This is a genomic window from Usitatibacter rugosus, from assembly GCF_013003965.1.
Lineage (GTDB): Bacteria > Pseudomonadota > Gammaproteobacteria > Burkholderiales > Usitatibacteraceae > Usitatibacter > Usitatibacter rugosus.
On record NZ_CP053069.1, the window covers coordinates 4,404,441 to 4,426,189 of the forward strand.

Genomic DNA, 21,749 nt, shown 5'->3' on the forward strand with positions numbered 1-21,749 from the left:
CGGCTAGAAGCGTCCCAGCACCTTCGCCGCGATCCTGTCGACGCCCTGGTCGGACAGCGTCTTCAGCGCCGCGACCTTCTCCGTGGCCGAGAGGTAGTCCCAGGGATCGCGCGCCTCGCGCACGTTCGCCGCGGGATAGAGCGCCTTGGCCTGGTGCGAAATTTCCTCGCCGATGATCTTGAGGCCGTCGAGATCCACCACCACCGCCTTGAAGTAGGCGAACGGGGCGAGGATACCGACTTCGGCTTCGCCTTCGTGGGTCTGTTGCTTCCGCAGCCAGCGGTCGACGTAGAAGCCCACGCCGTCCACGTAGCCCGTGCCGATGGAACCGTCGCCCATGTCGATCTTCGTCTCGCCGCGCGATTTCGCGAACAGCACGAGATGGGTGGCGCCGGCCCGGCGGGCCAGGGGCGCCACGGCGGAGAGCAGCTCGCGGAAATCGCGCTTGCCGGCGACCACGTCGTCCTGGAGCTGGTGGATCGACGGATCCTTCGCGCGCAGCAGCACGACCTCGAGCTGCGGCCGCACGGCGTTCGCGCGCTTCTCGAAGGCGAGGACCGTGGCCACGTCGATCTCGTCCGTGGCGAGCGGCAGGATGGTCTTCGCGTTCTTGTCGATGCGGCTGCCCGTGGAGATGGTGCTGCCCACGACCAGCAGGCGGTCGCCGATCAGCGAAAGGGCGGCGACCTTGGTGGCCACGGGCGGTGCCACGGGGGACTGCGCGGCGGCGGCGGTGAAGCCGAGGGCCAGGAACCAGGCTGCGAACGCGTATCTCATCGGAACTCCTTCACGATGTGTTGCTGGCGGCGGCTCACCGGCAACCGTTCGTCGGTATCGCGGATCACCACCGCCCAGCCGGATTCACTCTCCGCGACGTTCTTCTCGAACCCCGCAATGGCTATTCGATGCACCAGGCAGTTCCGGTGGATTCGCACGAAGGCGGCGCCGAACTCCTCTTCCAGGCGCGTGAGGGACTCCTCGACGATGAATTCGCGTCCCGCCGTGCGCACCGTCACGTACTTGAGCTCGGCCCGAAGGTAGAGCACGTCGGAGACCGGGACAAGGTGAATTTTCCCGCGCTCGTGGACCGACAGGTGGCGGCGCGGCTGGTTGGCGGCGGCATCGAGGGCGGCGCGCGAAACCGCGCCTCCGGCGGCCTGGGTCTTGCGAAGCGCCGCGAGCAGGCGTTCCTGGCGGATCGGCTTCAGCAGGTAGTCGATCGCGTTCACCTCGAAGGCCTTCAGGGCGTAGGTGTCGAACGCGGTGGTGAAGATGATCGCGGGCGGCGCGGCCATGCCCGCCAGGTGGCGCGCGGCCTCCAGGCCATCCATGTCGGGCATGCGGATGTCGAGCAGCACGATGTCGATCTTCTCCCGGTTCACCACGTCGAGCACCTCGCGCCCGGTCTTCGCCTCGTCGACGATGGCGAGCGGGAACTCCGGCCGGCATTCGTCGAGCAGGTCCCGCAACCGCGAGCGGGCAGGCGCCTCGTCGTCGGCGATCAGGATGCGCGGGACTTCCGCCTGGGCGAGGGTCATGTGGATTCCCCCGTTATATAAGGAACGCGGATCGTCACGCGATACTGCCCGTCGACCACCTCGGAGCGCATGGCCGCCTCCACGTCGAAATGAAGCTGGAGGCGCTCGCGAATGTTGGCTATTGCCATCTTGTTGCCTCCGGGATGCCCATTGGTTCCCGAAAAAGGATTGGTGAGCACCATCAGGACCCGTTCGCCCTCGCGGCGGATGTCGATCTTGATCTCGCCGCCGCCGTCCGCCGGCTCGATGCCGTGGTACACGGCGTTCTCGACCAGGGGCTGGAGGATGAGCGGCGGGACGAGCGCCTCGGCGGGCATCGCATCGACATTCCAGGTGATCCGCAGCCGCTCGCCGAGGCGAAGCTGCTCGATGGCGAGGTATTGGCGGGCGAGGTCGACTTCCTTGCCCAGCGGGGCGAGCGTCCGGTTGTCGGCCATGAGGACGCGGAAGAGGTCGGCCAGGTCCTCCAGCACCCTTTCGGCCTTGCGCGGCTCGGAGCGGATGAAGGAGAGCGCGGCGTTGATGCTGTTATAGAGGAAGTGGGGGCGGATCCGGGCCTGGAGCGCCTGGATGCGCGCCTCGGCGATGGCGGGCGAGAGCGCCCGGGCCCGCATGTCGAAGTAGAGGAGCGTGCAGAGGGTGGCGAAGAGCGCGAGGAAGGCCACGAGCGTGAACGGCAGCGGCGGCACGTCGGGGAAGAACGCCTGGAACGCCTCGGACATGCCCCAAGCCAGGACGACTTCGAAGAGCGAGATCGCGAAGATCGCCGGGACGTAGCCCATTGCGTGCAGCGGACGGCGCGCGGCACACAGCACCACCAGCGAGAGGATCAGCACCGGCTCCACGAAGGCGGCGAGGAGCAGGAACTCGTACCAGTAGCCCTCGAGCGTGCGCGTGCGCATGGCCGCGGCGGCGAACACGAAGAGGTTCACCACGACGAGCGCGCGCAGCATCACGCCGAGGTTGCAGAAGTTCGGCAGCCGGATGCCCGTACCTGTCTGATTTATACTGGCCACGACTCATTCTCGCCATTGCCGCCACCACCATGCAACAAGACGACAAGGCGGCCAAGGCCTGGTCCGGCCGTTTCAACGAGCCCCTGGACCGACTCGCCCAGCGATTCAACGCCTCGGTCGACTTCGACAAGCGCCTGGCCGCCTTCGACATCGAAGGGTCCCTCGCGCACGCGCGCATGCTGGCCCGCGTGGGCATCCTGCCCGCCGCGGACCTGGCCGACATCGAGCGCGGCATGGGCCAGATCGCCAAGGAAGTCCACGACGGCACCTTCCCCTGGACGATCGAGCGCGAGGACGTCCACCTCAACATCGAGGCGCGCCTCACCGACCTGGTGGGCGATGCGGGCAAGCGCCTCCACACCGCCCGTTCGCGCAACGACCAGGTCGCCACCGACATCCGGCTGTGGCTGCGCTCCGAGATCGACGCGCTCACCGGCGTGCTGAAGACGCTTCGCGGGCGGCTGCTGGACTCGGCCGAGGCCGACGCCTCGACGCTGATGCCGGGCTTCACCCACCTGCAAGTAGCCCAGCCGGTGACGTTCGGCCACCACCTCATGGCCTACTACGAGATGTTCACGCGCGACGCCGCGCGGCTGGCCGATTGCCGCAAGCGCGTGAACCGCCTGCCGCTGGGCGCCTCCGCGCTCGCCGGCACGAGCTACCCGATCGACCGGGAGAGTGTCGCAAAGGAGCTCGGCTTCGACGGCGTGTGCGAGAACTCGTTGGATGCGGTCTCCGATCGGGACTTCGCGGTGGAATTCCTGGCGGCGGCGGCGCTGATGCAGGCGCACGTGTCGCGCTTTGCCGAAGAGCTGATCCTCTGGTCGAACCCGCGCTTCGGCTTCGTCGAGCTCGCCGACCGGTTCTGCACCGGCTCCTCGATCATGCCCCAGAAGAAGAATCCGGACGTGCCCGAGCTGATGCGCGGCAAGACCGGCCGGGTCTACGGCTCGCTCTTCGCGATGCTCACGATCATCAAGGGGCAGCCCCTGGCCTACAACAAGGACAACCAGGAGGACAAGGAGCCGCTCTTCGACACGGCCGATACGCTGCGCGATGTCCTCACGCTGCTGGCGGAGCTGCTGGGGGGACTGAAGGCGCGTCCCGACCGCATGATGGCCGCGCTGGCCGAAGGCCACGCGACAGCTACGGACCTCGCCGACTACCTCGTCCGCAAGGGCCTGCCGTTCCGCGACGCCCATGAAGTGGTGGCGCGCGCCGTTCGCGAGGCCGTGAAGCTCGGCAAGGAGCTGCCGGCGTTGCCGCTCGCGACGCTGAAGTCGTTTTCTCCGCTGGTGGGCGACGATGTCTTTGCCGTGCTGACGCCCGAAGGCTCGGTCGCCTCGCGCAGCCACATCGGCGGCACGGCGCCCTCGGCGGTGAAAGCCGCGATCGCGCGCGCTCGGAAAGCGCTCTAGGCCGACTCTTCGGTCTTCGGCTCGAAGAACCAGCAGATCTTGCGGGTCTCGGGCCCGGAAATCCGGTCGCCCATCAGGCCGCAGCGCGACGCGCGCTGCGAGAGGCGCTGGCACTGCTTGCAGTTATTGCACGCCCCGAAGGTGGATCCCTCGTTGTCGATCTGGAGCTGCGTGAGCGCCTCGCGCAGCGCCGAGACGGCGTTGCGGATGCGGTTGGGGCTGATGTTGCGCGTGGCGTTGGTCCAGGCGAGCGTGGGCTGCGACTCGTAGAGGAACTGGTCGCCGGCCGAGGAAAGGCGCAGGCGGACCACGCGGCGGTCGATGTCGTCCTCGAATCGCTCGATCAGGCCGCGCCGGTCGAGCAGCAGGAGCGTCTGCGACACCGTGCCCTTGGTGAGGCCGAGGTAGTCGGCGAGGGCTTGCGGGGTGTTGGAGTAGCGGTTGGCCTTGCTGAGGTACACCAGCGCCTGGAGGTGCACGGGCTGGAGGCTCTCGTCGGTGCCGGACTTGCGGTGCTCCGTGCGCATCAGGTTGCCGAGGCGCTCGACCAGCTCCAGGAGCACGATCGGATTCTTGTCCAGGGCTCATTCTCCCCGCGGATCGCCCGCGTGACGCCATTAGTATCGGGTCGACACTAAAAAGTCAAGGGATTGAATCTCCGAAAATTCGTGTCGGATCGACACCTTCTCGGGAAGAGGCCTTTTTCGCGCGTTTTGCGCGCGATTTTTCAGCCGAACGCGACGCTTTCGCCGCCCTGCGACGCGATGATCGACGCGAGGGACGCGAAGAGCTCCGCTCCGGAGCGCGTGTCGCGCCACTCGCCTTCGCGCGAGGTGAAGTGGAAGCCTCCGGAGCGCGCCGCGACCCAGATCTCGCGGTTCGGCGTCTGGCGATTGACGATGACCTTCGTGCCGTCGGGGCACGTGACGGTGAGGATGCCCGCCTCGAGGTCGACGTCGAGCGTGTCGCTCGCCTCGACGGCGTTCTCGATCCGCGCGAGCACGGCATCGACGGCGCTGTGGAATTCGGTTTCGGTCATCGTCATAATCCCGGGGATGATACGCGCCCTCGCCGCAGCCCTGATCCTCGCATTCGCCTGCGCCGCGTGCGGCCAGAAGGGTCCCCTCAAGCTTCCGACGCCCGAGCCGGCGAAGGACAAGCCCGTCTCGGGCACTCCATGAGCACGCTGCAAAGGAAGGACGGCGCGCTCGCGATGGAAGGCGTGCCGCTCGAGGAGGTTGCAAGGCGCTTCGGCACGCCCTGCTACGTCTATTCGCGCTCGATGATCGAGGCGGCGTACCGGGAGTTCGACGAAGGCCTGGCGGGCGTGGACCACCTCGTCTGCTATGCGGTGAAGGCGAACTCCAACCTCGCCATCCTCGACGTGCTGCGCAGGCTCGGCAGCGGCTTCGACATCGTCTCGGGCGGCGAGCTCTCGCGCGTGCGCGCCGCGGGCGGCGAGAGCTCGAAGATCCTCTTCTCCGGCGTCGGCAAGTCCGAGGCCGAGATCCGCTTCGCGCTGGGCGAGCGCATCCGCTGCTTCAACGTGGAGAGCGAGCCGGAGCTGGAGCGGCTGAACGCGCTCGCCGGCGCGGCAGGGACGAAGGCCGCGGTGTCGCTGCGCGTGAATCCCGACGTCGACGCGAAGACGCATCCCTATATCTCCACGGGCCTCGCGGGAAACAAGTTCGGCATCCCGTACGGGCGGTCGCTCGAGGTCTACCGGCACGCCGCACGGCTTCCGCACCTGGTGGTCTCGGGGATCGATTGCCACATCGGCTCGCAGATCCTCGAGGCCTCTCCGCTCGAGGAGGCGGTCGATCGCGTGCTGGAGCTCGCCGACGCCGTGATCGCCGCGGGCATCCCGCTGCACCACGTCGACTTCGGCGGCGGCTTCGGCATCCGCTACCGCGAAGGCGACCGCACCATGGACGTCGGGCACTACACGCGCAAGCTCGCCCAGCGCATGCAGGGGCGCGGGCTGCAGGTGCTGCTGGAGCCCGGGCGCTACATCGTGGGCAACGCGGGCGTGCTGCTCACGCGCGTGGAGTACCTGAAGCTCGACAAGGCGAAGCGCTTCGCCGTGGTCGACGCCTCCATGAGCGAGCTGATCCGCCCCGCGCTCTACGAGGCGTGGCACGAGATCGTCCCCGTGACCGAGGCGCCCCGGGAGCGTGCGACCTACGACGTGGTGGGCCCGATCTGCGAATCGTCCGACGTGCTGGGCACCGGGCGCGAGCTCGCGATCGCCGAAGGCGATCTCCTCGCCATCCTCTCCGCCGGGGCCTATGCGATGGCGATGGCGTCGAACTACAATACGCGCCCGCGCCCTCCCGAGGCGCTCGTCGACGGCGATCGCATCCTCGCGATCCGTGCGCGCGAAAGCGTCGAATCCCTCTACGCCGGCGAATCGACGCTCGATAAGGCGGAGTAGACGTGATTGGTATCGACTCGATACCAAAATGCGGCGAGTCCGCTCAAATCGTCACGCTTGACATCGCCAGTCGCATCTAGAATCCAACTCACCAAGCTGGTGCGTGCGTTGAAGGACCCGAAGCACGACGCACGAAGTAGCGCAGCAGAGCTACCAGGCACCGTTCGATGCGATTTTCCGGACGCTTGGAGATGCGGTAACGGTTCCTTACGGGGCTGGCCGCGATACTTAGTCCACCATTGAAAGGAGCAACACCATGGCAACGAAGAAAAAAGCTGCGAAGAAGAAAACCGCGAAAAAAGCCAAAAAGGCCAAGAAAGCGAAGAAACGGTCAACTAAAAAGTCGACCAAGAAGAAAGCTGCAAAGAAGAAGGCTGCGAAGAAACGCAAACCAGCCAAGAAGGCAGCCAAGAAAGCTAAGAAGAAGGCCGGAAAGAAAAAGCCGGCCAAGAAGCGCAAAGCGGCGAAGCCGGCCATGAAGAAGATGGCGGCTCCGGTAGCGATGAAGCCGATGATGGCTCCGGCCGTCACCCCGGTCATCACGCCGCTGATCAAGCCGATGAGCTAGGCGGCTTGACCCGGAAACGAGGCGCTAACCGACCCCCCGCGCAAGCGGAACCACCCCCGGTCGATTAGCGCCTCGCTAGCGGGTTTCCCAACTCCCGATCGTTTCGTAGCGTCCCGCTTCCGAGCGGACCAGCGCCAATGCGCTCGCTCTCCATGGGATGGGCGCAATGGGCGTGCGCGCCACCGCCGAACGGATGCGGCGGGCCAGCGTGACGTGCGGCGCGAACGGCCGCTCCTCCAGCACGAATCCCGCGTCCTTCAACGCCTGGCCCAACTGCGCGGCGAGATCGATGAGGCCCGGCGCCGGCGACTCGCAGCCCGCCCAACCCACGCGAGCACCCCGGAACGATCCGGTGCGGTCGAGCCGCACCTCGAAGGCCGTTGCACGAATAGCGCCGGCCACCCCGCGCGCACGCTCGACGGCTTCGGGATCGATCTCGCCCAGGAAAGCCAGCGTGAGGTGGATCTTCTCGCGGGGGACGGGCTTGCCGCCCGACTGCTCCGCCAGCTCTCGTGCCAGCGCGGCGAGCGCGGCCGCGGCGGCGGCATCCGGCCAGAGCGCGAAGAAATGGCGCGCCACGGCTAGATGAGGAAGATCGTCGCGAGCCCGAGGAAGACGAAGAAGCCCATGCTGTCGGTGATGAACGTGAGGAATACGCTCGAGCCGACGGCCGGATCGCGGCCGAAGCGCTCCATGGTGAGCGGGATGAAGAGGCCCGCGAGGGCGGCCACGATCATGTTCAGCATCATCGCCATCGCCATCACGCCACCCAGCGCGACGTTGCGGTAGAGCATCCACGCGACAACACCCAGGACGCTCCCCCAGATCACGCCGCTGGTGACCGCCACGCCCAGCTCGCGGGCCAGCAGCCGGCGCGCGTTGCTGGCGCTCACCTGGCCCAGCGCGAGGGAGCGCACGATGAGCGTGGCCGTCTGGTTGCCCGTGTTGCCGCCGATGCCGGCGACGATCGGCATCAACGCCGCCAGCGCCGCCAGCTTCTCGATCGACCCCTCGAACGCACCGACCACGCGGGAAGCGATGAAGGCCGTGCAGAGGTTGAGCGCGATCCACGGGCCGCGGTTCTTCACCGACGCCCACACCGTGGAGAAGATGTCCTCCTCTTCGCGCAGACCCACCTTGGCCAGCTCCTGCTGCTCCTGGCGCTCGCGCACGTAGTCGAGGACCGCCTGCACCGGCACGCGACCGGTCACCTTGCCGTCGGCGCTCACGACCGGCGCGCTCACGAGCTCGTAGCGCTCGAACGCCCGGGCGGCCTCCTCGGCGTCGCTGTCGGCGGCGAAGGAGACGACGTTCTGCTGGTAGATCGACGCCACTTCCACGTCGGGATCGGTCACCAGCAGCTTGTTCAGCGGGAGGACACCCAGGAGGCGATCGTCCCGGTCCACGATGAAGATGGCGTCGGTCTGCGCCGGCAGCTCGTCGTAGCGCCGGAGGTAGCGCAGCGCCACTTCGACGGTGACGTCGTCGCGGATGCTCACCACTTCGAAGTCCATCAGCGCGCCGACCGTGCCTTCCGGATACGACAGGGCCGATTGCAGCTCGGCGCGCTCGTCGACGTCCTGCGCCTCGATGATGTCCTGGACGATCTCTTCCGACAGGTCGGGCGCGAGGTCGGCGATCTCGTCGGCATCGAGGTGCTGGGCCGCGGCGACGATCTCCGCGCTGTCCATGTCCGCGAGGAGCGTCTCGCGCACCGCATCCGACACCTCGAGGAGGATCTCGCCGTCGCGGTCGCTGCGGACCAGGCCCCAGACCGCGATGCGGTCCAGCGGCGGCAAGCCCTCCAGCACGTAGGCCACGTCCGCGGGGTGAAGGCCATCGAGGCGCTTCTGCAGCTCGGCGAGGTTCTGCTTGTGCACCAGGCCTTCGACGAGCGCGGGCTTGCGCCCGTCCTGCTCGCCCTGGCGATGGACGAGGTCCTCGACCAGCTTCTGCTTCGCGATCAGGCGCGTCACCGCCTCCAGGTGATCCTGGGGCGATTCCGAACGCGGGATGTCTTCGGGACGGCGGGCCATGAGCCCGCCCATTGTAAGCGGCTAGGGCAGCTCGGCCGCGGGCATTCTCGCGAGGATGATCCCGGTCTTGCGCTCGAGCCACGCGGTGTTGCGGTTGCGGTCGTAGAAGCGCGGGTTGGGAACGATGGCGGCAAGGCGCGCGGAGCCCTCGGGGCCGAGCGCAGAGGCGCTGGTGCCGTAGTAGTGGCGCGCGGCCGCCTCGGCGCCGAAGACGCCGTCGCCCCACTCGATCACGTTCAGGTACACCTCGAGGATGCGGCGCTTGGGCCACAGCTTCTCGATCATCACCGTGATCAGTGCCTCCTGCCCCTTGCGCCACAGCGTGCGGTTGCCGGAGAGGAAGAGGTTCTTCGCGAGCTGCTGCGAGATGGTCGAGCCGCCGCGGACCACCTTGCCCTTCTGCTTGTTCTTCTCCATCGCCTTCTCGATCGCCTCCCAGTCGAAGCCCTCGTGGTCGACGAACTTCGCGTCCTCCGCGGCGACGATGGCGCGCTTGAGGCTGGGCGAGATCTTCTCGTAGGGCACCCACTGCTGCTTCAGCTTCGCGTCGGGCTTCTTCTCGCGCAGGCGCTCGAGCTGCGCTTCCATGAAGGCCGTCGACTGCGGGTTGTGGTCCTTCCACCACCACACGCGCGCGAGGAACGTGAGCTCGTAGGCGATCAGCAGCGCCGCGAGGCCGGCCAGCAGCCACGCGAAGTAGCGCGCGAAGGTCTTCATGGGCGAGCGCGCATCGTCGCCAGCACCGCCGCCGTCGCGGGCCGCGTCCCGTGCCAGACAAGGAATGCCTCGGCCGCCTGCTCCACCAGCATGCCGAGCCCGTCGCTGCCGCGCGCACCCAGCGCACGCGCGTGCTCGACGAACGGCTTCGCGGCCGGTCCGTAGGCCATGTCGTAGGCGAGCGCGCCGCGCGCGAGGCAGCCTGGCGCCAGCGCGAGCGGCGTGCCCTTCGTCGACGTGGACGTCGCGTTGATGAGCACGTCGAAGCTTCCGTCCGCGACCCCGGCGAGAGTCCGCGCTTCGATCGGGCCGAGCGACGCGAACTCCTTCGCCAGGGCTTCGGCGCGATCGAGCGTCCGGTTCGCGATCACGAGAGCCGCGGGCCGCGATTCCAGCAAGGGCGCGATCACACCCCGCGCTGCACCGCCTGCGCCCAGCAATGCGATGCGCGCGCCCGCGAGCGACACGCCGAGATTGCGCGTGAGGTCGGCGATGAGCCCGGCGCCGTCGGTGTTGTCCGCCGCGATGCGTCCGCCCGTCGAGGTGAGCACGTTCGCCGCACCCGCGAGGCGCGCGCGATCGGTGGCGCTCGCCGCGAACCGCAACGCCTCGATCTTGAACGGCAGCGTCACGTTGGCGCCGCGCCCGCCGCCTTCGAAGAACGCGCTCGCCGAACCGGCGAAATCCTCCATCGGCGCGAGGAGCGTCGCGTACTCCAGGGCGGTGCCGGTCTCCATCGCGAACTGCGCGTGGATCGCCGGCGAGAGGCTGTGGCCGACGGGATTGCCGATGACCACGAAGCGCGGGGGCGTTGCCATCATTTAATAGGTATGGGGGTGACGAGCGTTGAGTTTTTGTGTTGATGCTCTATGATGGTGCGTGCGGCCAAAATTGGCACCATGTTCGTGCGTCGCGGCCAAAAATCGACGAAGTACGCATTGGCGTTCAATGCCTTACGTACAATCGCCAGTGGCATGTTTTTCGCTATTCAGAGGCCTCGACCGGGTCATTTCGGCCGCTCGTTTACCATTTCTGTGCATTCACCACCCCTCAGGAGAACTCCATGGCAGTCGGCGACGTATTCAAGACGATCAAGGAAAACGAGGTCAAGTTCGTCGACCTCCGTTTTACCGACACGAAAGGAAAAGAACAGCACGTAAGCGTCCCGACCAAGTTCTTCGGGGAAGACAAGTTCACCGACGGCCACGCCTTCGACGGATCGTCCATCGCCGGTTGGAAGGGTATCGAAGCTTCGGACATGTTGCTCATGCCGGATCCGGATTCGATGCGCATGGACCCGTTCTTCGACGAGCCGACCCTCGTCCTGTCGTGCGACGTGCTCGAGCCCTCCACGGGCAAGGGCTACGAGCGCGACCCGCGCACCATCGGCAAGAAGGCCGAGGCCTACCTCAAGAGCTCCGGCCTCGGCGACACGGCGTACTTCGGCCCGGAGCCCGAGTTCTTCGTGTTCGACGCGGTGGAGTGGAAGGTCGACATGTCGGGCTCCAGCGTGAAGATCTACTCGGAAGAAGCGCCCTGGTCCACCGATGGCAAGTTCGAGGGCGGCAACCTCGGCCACCGTCCGCCGGTGAAGGGCGGCTACTTCCCCGTGCCGCCGGTCGATTCGCTGCAGGACATGCGCTCGGCCATGTGCCTGGCACTCGAGGAGCAGGGCGTCGAGGTGGAAGTGCATCACCACGAAGTCGCGGCGCCGGGCCAGTGCGAGATCGGCACGAAGTTCAACACGCTCGTGAAGCGCGCCGACTGGCTGCAGATCCTCAAGTACACCGTGTGGAATGTCGCGCGCTCGTACGGCAAGACGGCCACCTTCATGCCGAAGCCGGTCGTGGGCGACAACGGCTCGGGCATGCACGTGCACCAGTCGGTGTGGAAGGGCGGCAAGAACCTCTTCGCCGGCGAGGGCTACGCAGGCCTCTCCGACTTCGCGCTCTATTACATCGGCGGCGTCATCAAGCACGCGAAGGCGCTGAACGCGATCACCAACCCGGGCACCAACTCGTACAAGCGTCTCGTGCCGGGCTTCGAGGCTCCGATCAACCTCGCGTACTCGGCTCGCAACCGCTCGGCCTCGTGCCGCATCCCGTTCGTGTCGAGCCCGAAGGGCCGCCGCGTCGAGGTGCGCTTCCCGGATCCGACGGCGAATCCGTATCTCGCCTTCGCCGCGCTGCTGATGGCGGGCCTGGACGGCGTGCAGAACAAGATCCACCCCGGCGATCCGCTCGACAAGAACCTCTACGACCTCGAGCCCGAAGAGGCCGCGAAGGTGCCGCATCCGTGCGCGTCGCTCGACGAGGCGCTGGAGAGCCTGGACAAGGACCGCGGCTTCCTCAAGGCGGGCGGCGTGTTCACCGACGACATGATCGATGCGTACATCGCGCTCAAGTACGAGGAGGTGCAGCGCTTCCGCATGACGACGCACCCGGTCGAGTTCGACATGTACTACTCGTCCTGACGGATTCGCGAATGGACGCGACAAAGGGGGCGGGCGACCGCCCCCTTTGTGTTTTTTTCCACCCCCGACCACAAGCTATGGGGGTGTCACACAACTATCTCATTGATCTAGTTGCTTTTTTCATGACGCCATCGCATCCTTTCCTTCCCGTTTCGCGAATGGGAGCGCGAGATGAAGAAGCTCTGGATTGCAACGTTCCTGGCAGTGACGAGCGCAAGCGCGCTCGCGCAGTCCACGATCTACAAGCACGTGGACGCGAACGGCCGGGTGACGTACACGAACAAGCCGATGAAAGATGCCGCGGTGGTGGAGCTCGAGCCGCTCACGCTGATCCCGGCCACGCCCACCGGCATGCTGCAGCCGCAGGGCGTCGCGGCGAAGCCGCCGGCCGCACCCACGCCGGCACCGGCTTCGGCCGAAGCGAACATCAAGCCCGCGGTCGCGATCGTGACGGCAATGCCGTCGGCGAGCGCGGTGAGCTTCCCGAAGGTGGACACGTCGCTGCAGAAGAAGCGCGACGAGGAGCGCCGCCGCATCCTCGAGGAAGAGCTGAAGGGCGAGGAAGACCAGCTCTCGAACGTGCGCCGCAACCTCGGCGAAGAGCAACGCAACCCCGAATTGGTCGCCGTGGTGCGCATGGCGCAGGCCACGGCCGATCCGACGCCGTCCCAGCAGGTCGAGCTTCGCAACAAGCTCGAGAAGGCCTCCGGCCGCATTCGCGGCCTGCAAGCTACCGCAGCCGAGCACGAGAAGAACATCGAGGCGCTCAAGAAAGAGCTCGGCGCCTTGAAGCCCTAGCCTCGACCAGTCCCCCTTTCCGGCGTCCTGCCGACGCGCCGGCCCCCGTGGCTGGCGCGCTAATTGCTTTTTGTTCGTCTGAACGCCGGCCATGAGCGTGCTCTCCGGATTGGAGCTGCTCTCGGCCGCCGTGCTCCTGCTCGACGACGAACTCCACGTGACCTACGCCAACCCCGCTGCCGAAACCCTGCTCGCCCATGGGCGCAAGCACCTGCTCGGCGCCGGCATCGACAAGGTGCTGCCGGGCAACGACGCTTTCGTCGGGCGCCTGCAGCAATCGCTCGAGTCGGAGGCCGGGTTCAACGACAACGACCTGGTGCTGGACGTCGCGGGCGAGGCGGTGCACCTGCACTGCGTGATCAGCCCCACCGAGGCGGGCGATGGCGTCCTGCTGCTGGAATTCCGCGAGCTCGAGCAGCAGCTGAAGATCGCGCGCGAGGCGCGCATCCTCGAGCAGCAGCAGGCCAACCGCGAGCTGCTGCGAAACCTCGCGCACGAGATCAAGAATCCCCTGGGCGGGATCCGCGGCGCCGCGCAGCTGCTCGAGCGCGAGCTGTCCGATCCGGAGCTGCGCGAGTTCACGCAGGTGATCGTGAAGGAAGCCGACCGCCTGCAGTCGCTCATGAACCGGCTGCTCACGCCGAACCGCCTGCCGCGCATCGAGCCGGTGAACATCCACGAGGTGACCGAGCGCGTGCGCGCGGTGCTCCTCGCCGAGTTCCCCGAAGGCCTGTCGATCCGCCGCGACTACGACACCAGCCTTCCGGATCTCGTCGGCGACAAGGAAAGCCTGATCCAGGCGGTGCTCAACGTCGCGCGCAACGCCGCGCAGGCCACGAGCGGCAAGGGCGAGATCGCCATCATCACGCGCATCGAGCGGCAGGTGACCGTCGCACGCCGCCGGCATCGCCTCGCGATCGCCGTCACGATCGAGGACGACGGTCCCGGCGTGCCTCCGGAGCTGGCCGAGCTGATTTTCTATCCCATGGTGAGCGGGCGCGAGGGCGGCACGGGCCTCGGCCTGTCGCTGGCGCAGAGCTTCGTCGGCCGCCACCAGGGGATGATCGAATACGAGAGCGTGCCGGGCCGCACGCGCTTCACCCTGCTGCTGCCCGTGCGAGCGCGCGAAGCGGCGATCGCGGAGTTCCGATGAACGCTGTCCCCATTTCCCTGCCCGACCCCGCCGTCTCGTCCGTCTGGATCATCGACGACGACCGGTCCATCCGCTGGGTGTTCGAGAAGGCGCTCGCGCGCGAGGGCATCGCACACCGCACCTTCGGCACCGCGCAGGAAGCGCTCGACTACCTCGACGACGAGCTCCCGCAGGTCGTCGTGAGCGACATCCGCATGCCGGGGCTCTCGGGCCTCGAGCTGATGCAGCGCTTCAAGGAACGCCTGCCCGCCACGCCCGTGATCATCATGACGGCGTATTCCGACCTCGAGAGCGCCGTCGCCGCGTTCCAGGGCGGCGCCTTCGAGTACCTTCCCAAGCCCTTCGACGTGGATCACGCCGTGGACCTCGTGCGCCGCGCGATCGAGGAGAGCCGCCGCCAGCAGGTCGAGGCTCCGCCGGAAAATGCGGAGACGCCCGAGATCCTCGGCCAGGCACCGGCGATGCAGGAAGTCTTCCGCGCCATCGGCCGCCTCGCGCACTCGCATGCGACGGTCCTGATCACCGGCGAGTCGGGCACCGGCAAGGAGCTTGTCGCCCGGGCGCTGCACCGCCACAGCCCACGCGCCGGGCGCGCCTTCATCGCCATCAATACGGCCGCGATTCCCAAGGACCTCCTCGAAAGCGAGCTCTTCGGCCATGAGCGCGGAGCCTTCACCGGAGCGCAGACGATGCGCCGCGGCCGCTTCGAGCAGGCCGAGGGCGGCACGCTGTTCCTGGACGAGATCGGCGACATGCCGCCCGATCTCCAGACTCGACTGCTGCGCGTGCTCTCCGACGGGCAGTTCTACCGCGTGGGCGGCCACACGCCGCTCACCGCGAACGTGCGCGTGATCGCGGCCACGCACCAGGACCTGGAGGCGCGCGTGCGCCAGGGGCTCTTCCGCGAAGATCTCTACCACCGGCTGAACGTGATTCGCCTGCGCCTGCCGCCGATGCGCGAGCGCCGCGAGGACATCCCGATGCTCGCGCGCCATTTCCTGGCGAAGAGCGCCCGCGACCTCGGCGTCGAGGGCAAGCGCCTCACCGATGCCGCGCTCGCCTTCCTCGCCGCGCAGGACTGGGCGGGCAACGTGCGCCAGCTGGAGAACCTCTGCCACTGGATGACGGTGATGGCCCCGGGGCAGGTCGTCGACGTGAAGGACCTGCCGCCGGAAGTGCGCGGCGATTCGCCCTCGTCCGCGGCGAGCCCGGAATCCGATTGGCGCCGCGCGCTGGAGCGCGAAGTCGCCGCTCGGCTGGCCCGCGGGGAATCCGGCGTGGCCGATCCGCTCACGCGCGACTTCGAGACCGCGCTCATCGTGAAGGCACTGGCGCACACCGGGGGACGGCGCATCGAGGCCGCGACGCTCCTGGGCATCGGGCGCAACACGCTCACCCGAAAAATCCAGGAACTGAAGATCGACACGAAGGAATAGGTAATTAGGGTCTGACCCTATTTGTTTCCGTACTTGCGTTCGAATTCGGCTGCTGGCAACGCTGCGCTCGCGTAGTACCCCTGGTATTCGTCGCAGCCGAGATCGCGCAACGCGTTGAACTGCGCTTCCGTCTCCACGCCCTCGGCCACCACCGAGAGACGCAGCGAGTGCGCCATGGCGAGGATCGCCTTGATGATGGCGAGGTCGTCCGGATCGCTGTGGATGTCGCGCACGAACGAGCTGTCGATCTTGATGGAATCGACCGGCAGCGTCTTCAGGTACGAGAGCGACGAGTAGCCCGTGCCGAAGTCGTCGATCGCGAGGCCCACGCCCAGCTCGCCCAGGCGGTTCAGCAGCGCCGCCTTCTCCGCGATGTTCTGCATGAGGATCGATTCGGTGAGCTCCAGCTCGAGCGTCGCGGGATCGATGCCGCTGATGGTGAGCGCCTGGCTCACCGCCTTGTAGAGGCGTTCGCCGTCCACGACCTGGCCCACCGAGAGGTTCACCGAGAGGCGCAGCCCCGGCTTCAGGCGCTTCTGCCAATCCGCGATCAACGCGCAGGCGTGCTCGAGCACCCATTCGCCGATGGGCACGATGAGGCCTGAGTCTTCCGCCACCTCGATGAAGCGCCCGGGCGGCAGCAGGCCGCGGCGCGGGTGCTGCCAGCGGATCAACGCTTCCACGCCGACCAGCTCGCCGGTGGCCACCGAGATGCGCGGCTGGTAGTGGATCACGAGCTCGTTCCTGCGAAGCGCCAGGCGCAGGTAATTCTCGACCGAGAGCCGCTCCTGGGCGCGCGCGTTCATCTCCGCGCCGAAGAACTGGTAGTTGTTGCGGCCCTTCTCCTTCGCGAAGTACATCGCCACGTCCGCGTGCTTCATGAGCGTGGCCGAATCCTTGCCGTCGTTGGGATAGAGGCTGATGCCGATCGAGCACGACGTGTTCAGGTGCTGGTTGTTGATCAGCATCGGAGCGCCCATGGCCGCGATCATCTTCTCCGCGACCGCCTGCGCACCCTCGTCGCCCACGTCGCCGTCGCCGAGGTTCTCGAGGATGACGGCGAACTCGTCGCCGCCCAGGCGCGCCACGGTGTCCGAGGCGCGCACGCACGCGGTGAGGCGAGCGGCCACGCGCTTCAGCAACTCGTCGCCCACCTGGTGGCCGAGCGAGTCGTTGATGGTCTTGAAGCGGTCGAGGTCGATGAACATGAACGCGAAGCCGGCGTGGTTGCGCGCGGCGTTCACGATGCCCTGCTCGAGGCGGTCGTGCAGCAGCACGCGATTGGGCAGGCCGGTCAGCGCATCGCGGGTGGCGAGGTACTCGGCGCGTTCCTCCGCGGCCTTCCGCTTGGTCACGTTGGTCGACGTGCCCGTGAGTCGCACGGCGCGCCCCGCTTCGTCGCGGTGCGTCACCTTGCCGCGCGAATGGATCCAGATCCATTCACCCGCCGCGTTCGGGACCCGGTACTCGCAGTCGAATTCCTCGCTCACCCCCTTGATCGCGTTGGCGATGGCCACGCGGAAGACGTCGCGGTCCTCGGGGTGGTTCCACTCCTGCACTTCCTCGCCCGAGAACGTGGACTCGCGCGGCGCGTCGCCCAGCAGCCAGGCCCAGCTCTCGTTGAAGTAGACACGGTTGGCCGCGAGGTCCCAGTCCCACAGCGCGAGGCTGGAGCTGGTGAGCGCCAGGTCGAGGCGCTCCTTCGCGCGCGCCATCTGCTGCTCGGCACGCTTGCGGAGCGTTATGTCGCGGCCGATGCCGATCATGTAGTGCCGCCCGCCCATGCGCAGCGGCTTGCCGGTGAAGGCGTAGGGGCGGACGTTGCCCGCGCGGTCCACGACCTCGGCCTCGATCGACGTTTCCTTGCCGTGCTCCAGCACCTCGCGCACGGCGTGCTCGACGAGCGAGCGGTCCTTCGGCGAGATGAAGTCCTGCGGCTTCATGGCACCGATCTCCGCGGACGTGTAGCCCGTGGCGACCAGGAGGTTCGCGTTCCAGCGCAGCAGCTCCCACTGCGGGCTCACGAGGTAGAAGGCGCCGGGCAGGCTCTGGATCACGGCGTCGGAGAACTCCTTCTCGACGCGCAGGCCCTCCTCCGTCACGCGGCGCAGGCCGATCTCCTCTTCGAGGAGCTCGGTGAGGCGCTGGTACTCGCGAGCGAGCTGCTCCACGCGCACCTCGGCTTCGGGCGCGGCCTTCGTGCCACGCAGCGCGCTCATGGCCGCGGGCGCGCCTTCCAGGCGCGACTCGAGGCGCGCCACTGCGAGCGCGGCCAGGTTCTCGAGCGCGGACCGCTCCGAAGCGGTGAGCCGGCGCGGAATGCGGTCGAGGATGGTGAGCGTGCCCACGACCGTGCCGTCGGGGCAGGCGAGCGGCATGGCGCAGAAGAAGCGCGCGCGAATGTCACCGCCGAAGAACGGATGGGCGCGGAGCTGCGCCGGGTCCTCGATCAGCAGCGGGGCGCTCGGGTCTCCGTGGCCGAAGGCGAGCGACTGCTCGCGCGGCAGCTCCGCGAGCGCCACGCCGGAGCGCGCCTTGATCCATTCGCGCTCGCCGTCGAAGAAAGACAGCCACGCCATCGGCACGCGCGCGGCCTCGCGGGCGCGGCGCACCAGCTCCTCGAACGCGGGCTCCGGAGGCGCGTCGAGCACGCGGTACGCACGCAGGCGCGCAAGGCGCTCTTCCGAACCGGCGGGATGGACGGTGCTCACAGGCTCAGCTCGCAGAGGACGGGCGCATGGTCGGAGGGGCGCTCGAGCCCCCGCGGCCCCGTGTCGATGGTGCACGCGGTGCAGGCCTTCGCGAGCGCGGTGGAGAGCAGCACGTGGTCGATGCGCAGGCCCATCTTCCGCTTGAAGGCGTTCAGGCGGTAGTCCCACCACGTGAACGATTTCTCGGGTTGCTCGAAGAGGCGAAACGCATCGACGAAGCCCGTGGCGATCAGCCCCTTCAACGCGGCGCGCTCGGGCTCGCTGAAGAGCACGCGGCCCTCCCATGCGAGTGGATCGTGGACGTCGCGCGCCTCGGGGGCGATGTTGTAGTCGCCCAGCACCGCCATCTTCGGATGCGCCACGAGCTCGGCGGCGAGCCACGCGCGGAGCGCCGTGAGCCAGCGCAGCTTGTACTCGTACTTGTCCGAGCCCACGCTCTGGCCGTTGGGCACGTAGACGCAGACGATCCGCACGTCGCCCACATCGCCGGCGATGACGCGGCTCTGCTCGTCCGCGAACTCCGGAATGCCGCTGCCCACGTTGCCGCACCCCGCCTTGGCGAGGATGGCAACGCCGTTATAGGTTTTCTGGCCGTTGTGGACCCAGCGATAGCCCATCGCCTCGATCTCGGCGCCGGGAAACTTCGATTCCTCGCACTTGGTTTCCTGCAGGCAGACGACATCGGGCGACTGGTCGCGCAGGAACGCCTCGAGGTGCGGCAGGCGCACGTTGAGGGAGTTGACGTTCCAGGTGGCGATGCGCACGCGGCTATCCACGCCGCGAGAGCGCGTGTCGTCGTCGCACGAAGGCTATTTGGGCTCGGGCGCGGGCTCGGCCGGCGCGGCTTCGGGCTCCGCCGGCTTCGGGGCGGGCTTGGGCGGGGCAGGCGGCGTGGCGCGCGGGTTGACCTGGTTCGGCAGCGCCGTGCGGGGATAGCCCGCGCCATCGAGGGCGGACGTCCATTGCGATTCGTCGAATCCCTTGATCGTGCTCCCGCCGATCACGAGCACGGGCACGATGAGCGAGCCGGCGACCTTCTCGAGCGCGGCACCGGCGCCGGGATCGGTGGTGGCATTACGCTCGCTGTACGGGATGCCGCGTTGCGACAGCAGCGTGCGGCCGCGATCGCAGAACGAGCCGCAGTCGGTGGAGGTGTAGAAGGTGACGGGGTTGCGCTCCATCGCCATCTGCGTGGCATACGGCAGGCTCGAAGCCGAGGGCGCCCCGGAGCTCACCGTCCGCTGGCTCGTCGAGGTGGCGTCCTTCGGCGGCGGCGAGTCGGAGAAGACGGTCTTGCCGTCCTTGTCGACCCACTTGTAGATGGTCTGCTGCGCGCAGACGAACGTGGGCGCCGCCAGGAGCGCGGCGGCGATGCAGGAGAGCAGCCTTTTCGCGTACATCGGGTCCTCCACCCTTCAGGCCGTTGCCGTCATTCCATTATGCCGCAGGAGCGCGTCGATCTGCGGCTTGCGGCCGCGGAATGCGACGAAGGACTCCAGTGCCGGGCGGCTGCCGCCCGCGGCGAGGATCTCGCGCCGGAACCGGGCGCCGGCCTCGGCCGAGAGGACGCCCGCCTCCTCGAACGCACCGTAGGCATCCGCGGAGAGCACCTCGGCCCACTTGTAGCTGTAGTAGCCGGCCGCGTAGCCCCCCGCGAAGATGTGCGAGAACTGGTGCGGAAAGCGGTTGAACTCCGGGGGCCGCAGCACCGAGACCTCCGAGCGCACGCGGTCCAAGAGCTCCATCACCGTGCCGCCCGCCGGATCGAAGTCCGCGTGCACTCGCATGTCGAACAGCGCGAACTCGAGCTGGCGCATGAAGCCCAGGCCGGTCTGGAAGTTCTTCGCGGCGATCATCTTGTCGAAGAGCGCGCGCGGGATGGGCTCGCCCGTCTCGACGTGGCGCGTCATGTGGCGCACGACGTCCCATTCCCAGCAGAAGTTCTCCATGAACTGGCTCGGGAGCTCGACCGCATCCCACTCGACGCCGTTCAGCCCCGACACGCCCAGCTCATCGACCTGCGTGAGCAGCAGGTGAAGCCCGTGGCCGAACTCGTGGAAGAGCGTGGTGACCTCGTTGTGCGTGAAGAGCGCGGGCTTGCCGTCGACCGGGCCCGAGAAATTGCAGGTGAGGTAGGTGACCGGCGTCTGCACGCCCGAGGAGAGGCGACGGCGGTTGATCGCGTCGTCCATCCACGCTCCGCCGCGCTTGCCTTCGCGCGCATAGAGGTCGAGGTAGAAGCGGCCCACGAGGCCGCCCGAGGCATCGGTGAGCGTGTAGAGGCCGACGTCCTTGTGCCAGGTCTCGCCCTCGGAGCGGCGCACGGTGAGGCCGTAGAGCGTCTCGATCACGCGGAAGAGGCCGCCCAGCGCGGCGTCCTCCGGGAAGTACTGCTTCACTTCCTGGTCGGAGAAGGCGTAGCGCTTCTGGCGGAGCTTCTCGCTCACATAGCCCAGGTCGGGTGTCTCGACGTCGGCCATGCCGAGCTCGGCCCGCGCGAATTCACGCACCTCGGCCATGTCGCGTTCGGCGAACGGCTTGGCGCGGCGGGCGAGGTCCTCCAGGAACGCGATCGCCTCCTGCGGCTTCGCGGCCATCTTGGTGGCGAGGGAGACTTCGGCGTAGTCGCCGAAGCCGAGCAACTGCGCGCTTTCGCGGCGCAATTCCAGCAGGCGCGTGATGATCGCGGAGTTGTCCCACTCGGGCTTGCCCATCTCGGAGGAGCGCGTGACGTAGGCGCGATACAGGTCGCGACGAAGCTTCGCGTCGTCGGCGTATTGCATCACCGGCATGTACGAAGGCATGTGCAGGGTGAGCTTCCAGCCCTCCTTGCCGTCCTTCTGCGCGGCCTGCTTCGCGGTGGCGAGCACATCGGCCGGGATGCCGGAGAGCCGCGCCTCGTCGGTGACGTACAGCGCGAAGTCGTTGGTGGCGTCCAACACATTGTCCTGGAAACGAGACGAAAGCTTCGCCAGCTCCTCCTGCACTTCCATGAAGCGCTTCTTCTGTTCGGGCGGGAGCTCGGCGCCGCCCAGGCGGAAGTCGCGGAGCTCGTTTTCCACCAGGCGCTTTCTCGCGACGGTCATCGCTTCGAAACCCGGGGAGGCGCGCAGCGCCTTGAAGCGTGCGTGCAGGCGCTGGTCCTGGCCCTGCTCGGCGAAGAACTGCGTGACGACGGGAAGGACCGCGTTGTAGGCGTCGCGGAGCTCCGGCGTGTTCACGACGACGTTCAGGTGGCTCACTTGCGACCACGCGCGCGCGAGGCGCTCGTTCGCGTCGTCGAGCGGCTCCACGAAGTTCTCCCACGTGGGCGGAGCATCCCCGGCGACGAGGCGGTCGATCGTGGCGCGACCCTCGGCGATCAGCGTGTCGATCGCGGGGGCGACGTGTTCGGGACGGATCTCGGCGAAGCGCGGCAATCCGGAAAAATCGAGGAGCGGGTTCGGCATGG

The 21,749-nt window shown here is 67.6% G+C and carries 21 protein-coding genes; 8 read left to right on the forward strand and 13 right to left on the reverse strand.

Features of this window, described 5'->3' with window-relative positions; all coding sequences use genetic code 11:
- Window positions 1-3: 3 nt before the first annotated feature.
- The 3 genes from DSM104443_RS20970 to DSM104443_RS20980 are packed head-to-tail and all read right to left on the reverse strand — an operon-like array spanning window position 4 to window position 2,554.
- Entirely contained in the window at window positions 4-777 is a 774-nt protein-coding gene (locus DSM104443_RS20970) for a hypothetical protein (RefSeq protein ID WP_171095836.1), read from the reverse strand.
- Entirely contained in the window at window positions 774-1,538 is a 765-nt protein-coding gene (locus tag DSM104443_RS20975) for a LytR/AlgR family response regulator transcription factor (protein WP_171095838.1), read from the reverse strand. The genes DSM104443_RS20970 and DSM104443_RS20975 overlap by 4 nt, the downstream gene beginning before the upstream one ends.
- A complete protein-coding gene (locus tag DSM104443_RS20980; protein ID WP_246232397.1) occupies window positions 1,535-2,554 on the reverse strand; it encodes a sensor histidine kinase in 1,020 nt (339 codons plus the stop codon). The genes DSM104443_RS20975 and DSM104443_RS20980 overlap by 4 nt, the downstream gene beginning before the upstream one ends.
- A 29-nt stretch (window positions 2,555-2,583) precedes the next feature.
- Between DSM104443_RS20980 and argH the strand changes: the two genes are divergently transcribed.
- Complete coding sequence (argH, locus tag DSM104443_RS20985; protein ID WP_171095840.1) at window positions 2,584-3,972, forward strand: argininosuccinate lyase; 1,389 nt, start codon at window positions 2,584-2,586, stop codon at window positions 3,970-3,972.
- Here the strand turns inward: argH and DSM104443_RS20990 are convergent.
- Window positions 3,969-4,535 (reverse strand): MarR family winged helix-turn-helix transcriptional regulator, encoded by a 567-nt coding sequence (locus DSM104443_RS20990; RefSeq protein ID WP_171095842.1) that lies wholly within the window; start codon window positions 4,533-4,535, stop codon window positions 3,969-3,971. The genes argH and DSM104443_RS20990 overlap by 4 nt on opposite strands.
- Before the next feature lie 164 nt (window positions 4,536-4,699).
- Window positions 4,700-5,017: an iron donor protein CyaY gene (gene cyaY / locus DSM104443_RS20995; RefSeq protein WP_246232401.1), complete on the reverse strand. Its 318-nt coding sequence runs from the start codon at window positions 5,015-5,017 to the stop codon at window positions 4,700-4,702.
- 10 nt (window positions 5,018-5,027) lie between these two features.
- Between cyaY and lptM the strand changes: the two genes are divergently transcribed.
- The 3 genes from lptM (at window position 5,028) to DSM104443_RS21005 (ending at window position 6,974) form a co-directional block, all read left to right on the forward strand.
- Window positions 5,028-5,153 (forward strand): LPS translocon maturation chaperone LptM, encoded by a 126-nt coding sequence (lptM, locus tag DSM104443_RS21980; protein ID WP_246232403.1) that lies wholly within the window; start codon window positions 5,028-5,030, stop codon window positions 5,151-5,153.
- On the forward strand, window positions 5,150-6,406 hold the full coding sequence (gene lysA, locus DSM104443_RS21000) for a diaminopimelate decarboxylase (protein WP_171095844.1): 1,257 nt from the start codon (window positions 5,150-5,152) through the stop codon (window positions 6,404-6,406). Before lptM ends, lysA begins: the two co-directional genes overlap by 4 nt.
- Before the next feature lie 256 nt (window positions 6,407-6,662).
- Entirely contained in the window at window positions 6,663-6,974 is a 312-nt protein-coding gene (locus DSM104443_RS21005; RefSeq protein ID WP_171095846.1) for a histone, read from the forward strand.
- 75 nt (window positions 6,975-7,049) lie between these two features.
- Here DSM104443_RS21005 and thpR read toward each other — a convergent pair whose 3' ends face one another.
- Genes thpR through aroE form a run of 4 tightly spaced genes read right to left on the reverse strand, consistent with a single transcriptional unit; the run spans window position 7,050 to window position 10,548 of the window.
- Complete coding sequence (gene thpR, locus DSM104443_RS21010; protein WP_171095847.1) at window positions 7,050-7,553, reverse strand: RNA 2',3'-cyclic phosphodiesterase; 504 nt, start codon at window positions 7,551-7,553, stop codon at window positions 7,050-7,052.
- A gap of 2 nt (window positions 7,554-7,555) precedes the next feature.
- A complete protein-coding gene (gene mgtE / locus DSM104443_RS21015) occupies window positions 7,556-9,010 on the reverse strand; it encodes a magnesium transporter (protein ID WP_171095850.1) in 1,455 nt (484 codons plus the stop codon).
- A gap of 21 nt (window positions 9,011-9,031) precedes the next feature.
- Window positions 9,032-9,727 carry a monofunctional biosynthetic peptidoglycan transglycosylase gene (gene mtgA / locus DSM104443_RS21020; protein WP_171095852.1) on the reverse strand — a complete coding sequence of 232 codons (696 nt, stop codon included), beginning with the start codon at window positions 9,725-9,727 and terminating at the stop codon, window positions 9,032-9,034.
- Window positions 9,724-10,548 (reverse strand): shikimate dehydrogenase, encoded by an 825-nt coding sequence (aroE, locus tag DSM104443_RS21025; protein ID WP_212756831.1) that lies wholly within the window; start codon window positions 10,546-10,548, stop codon window positions 9,724-9,726. Before aroE ends, mtgA begins: the two co-directional genes overlap by 4 nt.
- 242 nt (window positions 10,549-10,790) lie before the next feature.
- On the opposite strand from aroE, the gene glnA reads away from it, so the two are divergent.
- From glnA to ntrC, 4 genes are all read left to right on the forward strand, one after another.
- The gene (gene glnA, locus DSM104443_RS21030) at window positions 10,791-12,200 is read left to right on the forward strand and encodes a type I glutamate--ammonia ligase (protein ID WP_171095853.1); all 1,410 of its coding nucleotides are present in this window, start codon (window positions 10,791-10,793) and stop codon (window positions 12,198-12,200) included.
- 171 nt (window positions 12,201-12,371) lie between these two features.
- Window positions 12,372-12,998 carry a DUF4124 domain-containing protein gene (locus DSM104443_RS21035; RefSeq protein ID WP_171095855.1) on the forward strand — a complete coding sequence of 209 codons (627 nt, stop codon included), beginning with the start codon at window positions 12,372-12,374 and terminating at the stop codon, window positions 12,996-12,998.
- Between the two features lie 91 nt (window positions 12,999-13,089).
- Window positions 13,090-14,151 carry a nitrogen regulation protein NR(II) gene (gene glnL, locus DSM104443_RS21040; protein WP_171095858.1) on the forward strand — a complete coding sequence of 354 codons (1,062 nt, stop codon included), beginning with the start codon at window positions 13,090-13,092 and terminating at the stop codon, window positions 14,149-14,151.
- Entirely contained in the window at window positions 14,148-15,587 is a 1,440-nt protein-coding gene (gene ntrC / locus DSM104443_RS21045; protein ID WP_171095859.1) for a nitrogen regulation protein NR(I), read from the forward strand. The genes glnL and ntrC overlap by 4 nt, the downstream gene beginning before the upstream one ends.
- A 17-nt stretch (window positions 15,588-15,604) precedes the next feature.
- Here ntrC and DSM104443_RS21050 read toward each other — a convergent pair whose 3' ends face one another.
- The 4 genes from DSM104443_RS21050 to DSM104443_RS21065 are packed head-to-tail and all read right to left on the reverse strand — an operon-like array spanning window position 15,605 to window position 21,747.
- Window positions 15,605-18,298 (reverse strand): bifunctional diguanylate cyclase/phosphodiesterase, encoded by a 2,694-nt coding sequence (locus DSM104443_RS21050; RefSeq protein WP_171095862.1) that lies wholly within the window; start codon window positions 18,296-18,298, stop codon window positions 15,605-15,607.
- Window positions 18,295-19,062: an exodeoxyribonuclease III gene (gene xth, locus DSM104443_RS21055; protein WP_171095864.1), complete on the reverse strand. Its 768-nt coding sequence runs from the start codon at window positions 19,060-19,062 to the stop codon at window positions 18,295-18,297. Before xth ends, DSM104443_RS21050 begins: the two co-directional genes overlap by 4 nt.
- A 45-nt stretch (window positions 19,063-19,107) precedes the next feature.
- Entirely contained in the window at window positions 19,108-19,698 is a 591-nt protein-coding gene (locus tag DSM104443_RS21060) for a glutaredoxin family protein (protein ID WP_171095866.1), read from the reverse strand.
- 15 nt (window positions 19,699-19,713) lie between these two features.
- Window positions 19,714-21,747, reverse strand: a complete 2,034-nt coding sequence (locus DSM104443_RS21065) for a M3 family metallopeptidase (protein WP_171095869.1) — start codon at window positions 21,745-21,747, stop codon at window positions 19,714-19,716.
- Between the last annotated feature and the right edge of the window lie 2 nt (window positions 21,748-21,749).

What these genes read in the sequence shown, in the direction of transcription:
- DSM104443_RS20970 (WP_171095836.1), bottom strand. Translation starts at nt 777, where the DNA reads ATGAGATACGCGTTCGCAGCCTGGTTCCTGGCCCTCGGCTTCACCGCC.
- DSM104443_RS20975 (WP_171095838.1), bottom strand. Translation starts at nt 1,538, where the DNA reads ATGACCCTCGCCCAGGCGGAAGTCCCGCGCATCCTGATCGCCGACGAC.
- argH (WP_171095840.1), top strand. Translation starts at nt 2,584, where the DNA reads ATGCAACAAGACGACAAGGCGGCCAAGGCCTGGTCCGGCCGTTTCAAC.
- cyaY (WP_246232401.1), bottom strand. Translation starts at nt 5,017, where the DNA reads ATGACGATGACCGAAACCGAATTCCACAGCGCCGTCGATGCCGTGCTC.
- lptM (WP_246232403.1), top strand. Translation starts at nt 5,028, where the DNA reads ATGATACGCGCCCTCGCCGCAGCCCTGATCCTCGCATTCGCCTGCGCC.
- lysA (WP_171095844.1), top strand. Translation starts at nt 5,150, where the DNA reads ATGAGCACGCTGCAAAGGAAGGACGGCGCGCTCGCGATGGAAGGCGTG.
- DSM104443_RS21005 (WP_171095846.1), top strand. Translation starts at nt 6,663, where the DNA reads ATGGCAACGAAGAAAAAAGCTGCGAAGAAGAAAACCGCGAAAAAAGCC.
- mgtE (WP_171095850.1), bottom strand. Translation starts at nt 9,010, where the DNA reads ATGGCCCGCCGTCCCGAAGACATCCCGCGTTCGGAATCGCCCCAGGAT.
- mtgA (WP_171095852.1), bottom strand. Translation starts at nt 9,727, where the DNA reads ATGAAGACCTTCGCGCGCTACTTCGCGTGGCTGCTGGCCGGCCTCGCG.
- aroE (WP_212756831.1), bottom strand. Translation starts at nt 10,548, where the DNA reads ATGATGGCAACGCCCCCGCGCTTCGTGGTCATCGGCAATCCCGTCGGC.
- glnA (WP_171095853.1), top strand. Translation starts at nt 10,791, where the DNA reads ATGGCAGTCGGCGACGTATTCAAGACGATCAAGGAAAACGAGGTCAAG.
- DSM104443_RS21035 (WP_171095855.1), top strand. Translation starts at nt 12,372, where the DNA reads ATGAAGAAGCTCTGGATTGCAACGTTCCTGGCAGTGACGAGCGCAAGC.
- glnL (WP_171095858.1), top strand. Translation starts at nt 13,090, where the DNA reads ATGAGCGTGCTCTCCGGATTGGAGCTGCTCTCGGCCGCCGTGCTCCTG.
- ntrC (WP_171095859.1), top strand. Translation starts at nt 14,148, where the DNA reads ATGAACGCTGTCCCCATTTCCCTGCCCGACCCCGCCGTCTCGTCCGTC.
- DSM104443_RS21060 (WP_171095866.1), bottom strand. Translation starts at nt 19,698, where the DNA reads ATGTACGCGAAAAGGCTGCTCTCCTGCATCGCCGCCGCGCTCCTGGCG.
- DSM104443_RS21065 (WP_171095869.1), bottom strand. Translation starts at nt 21,747, where the DNA reads ATGCCGAACCCGCTCCTCGATTTTTCCGGATTGCCGCGCTTCGCCGAG.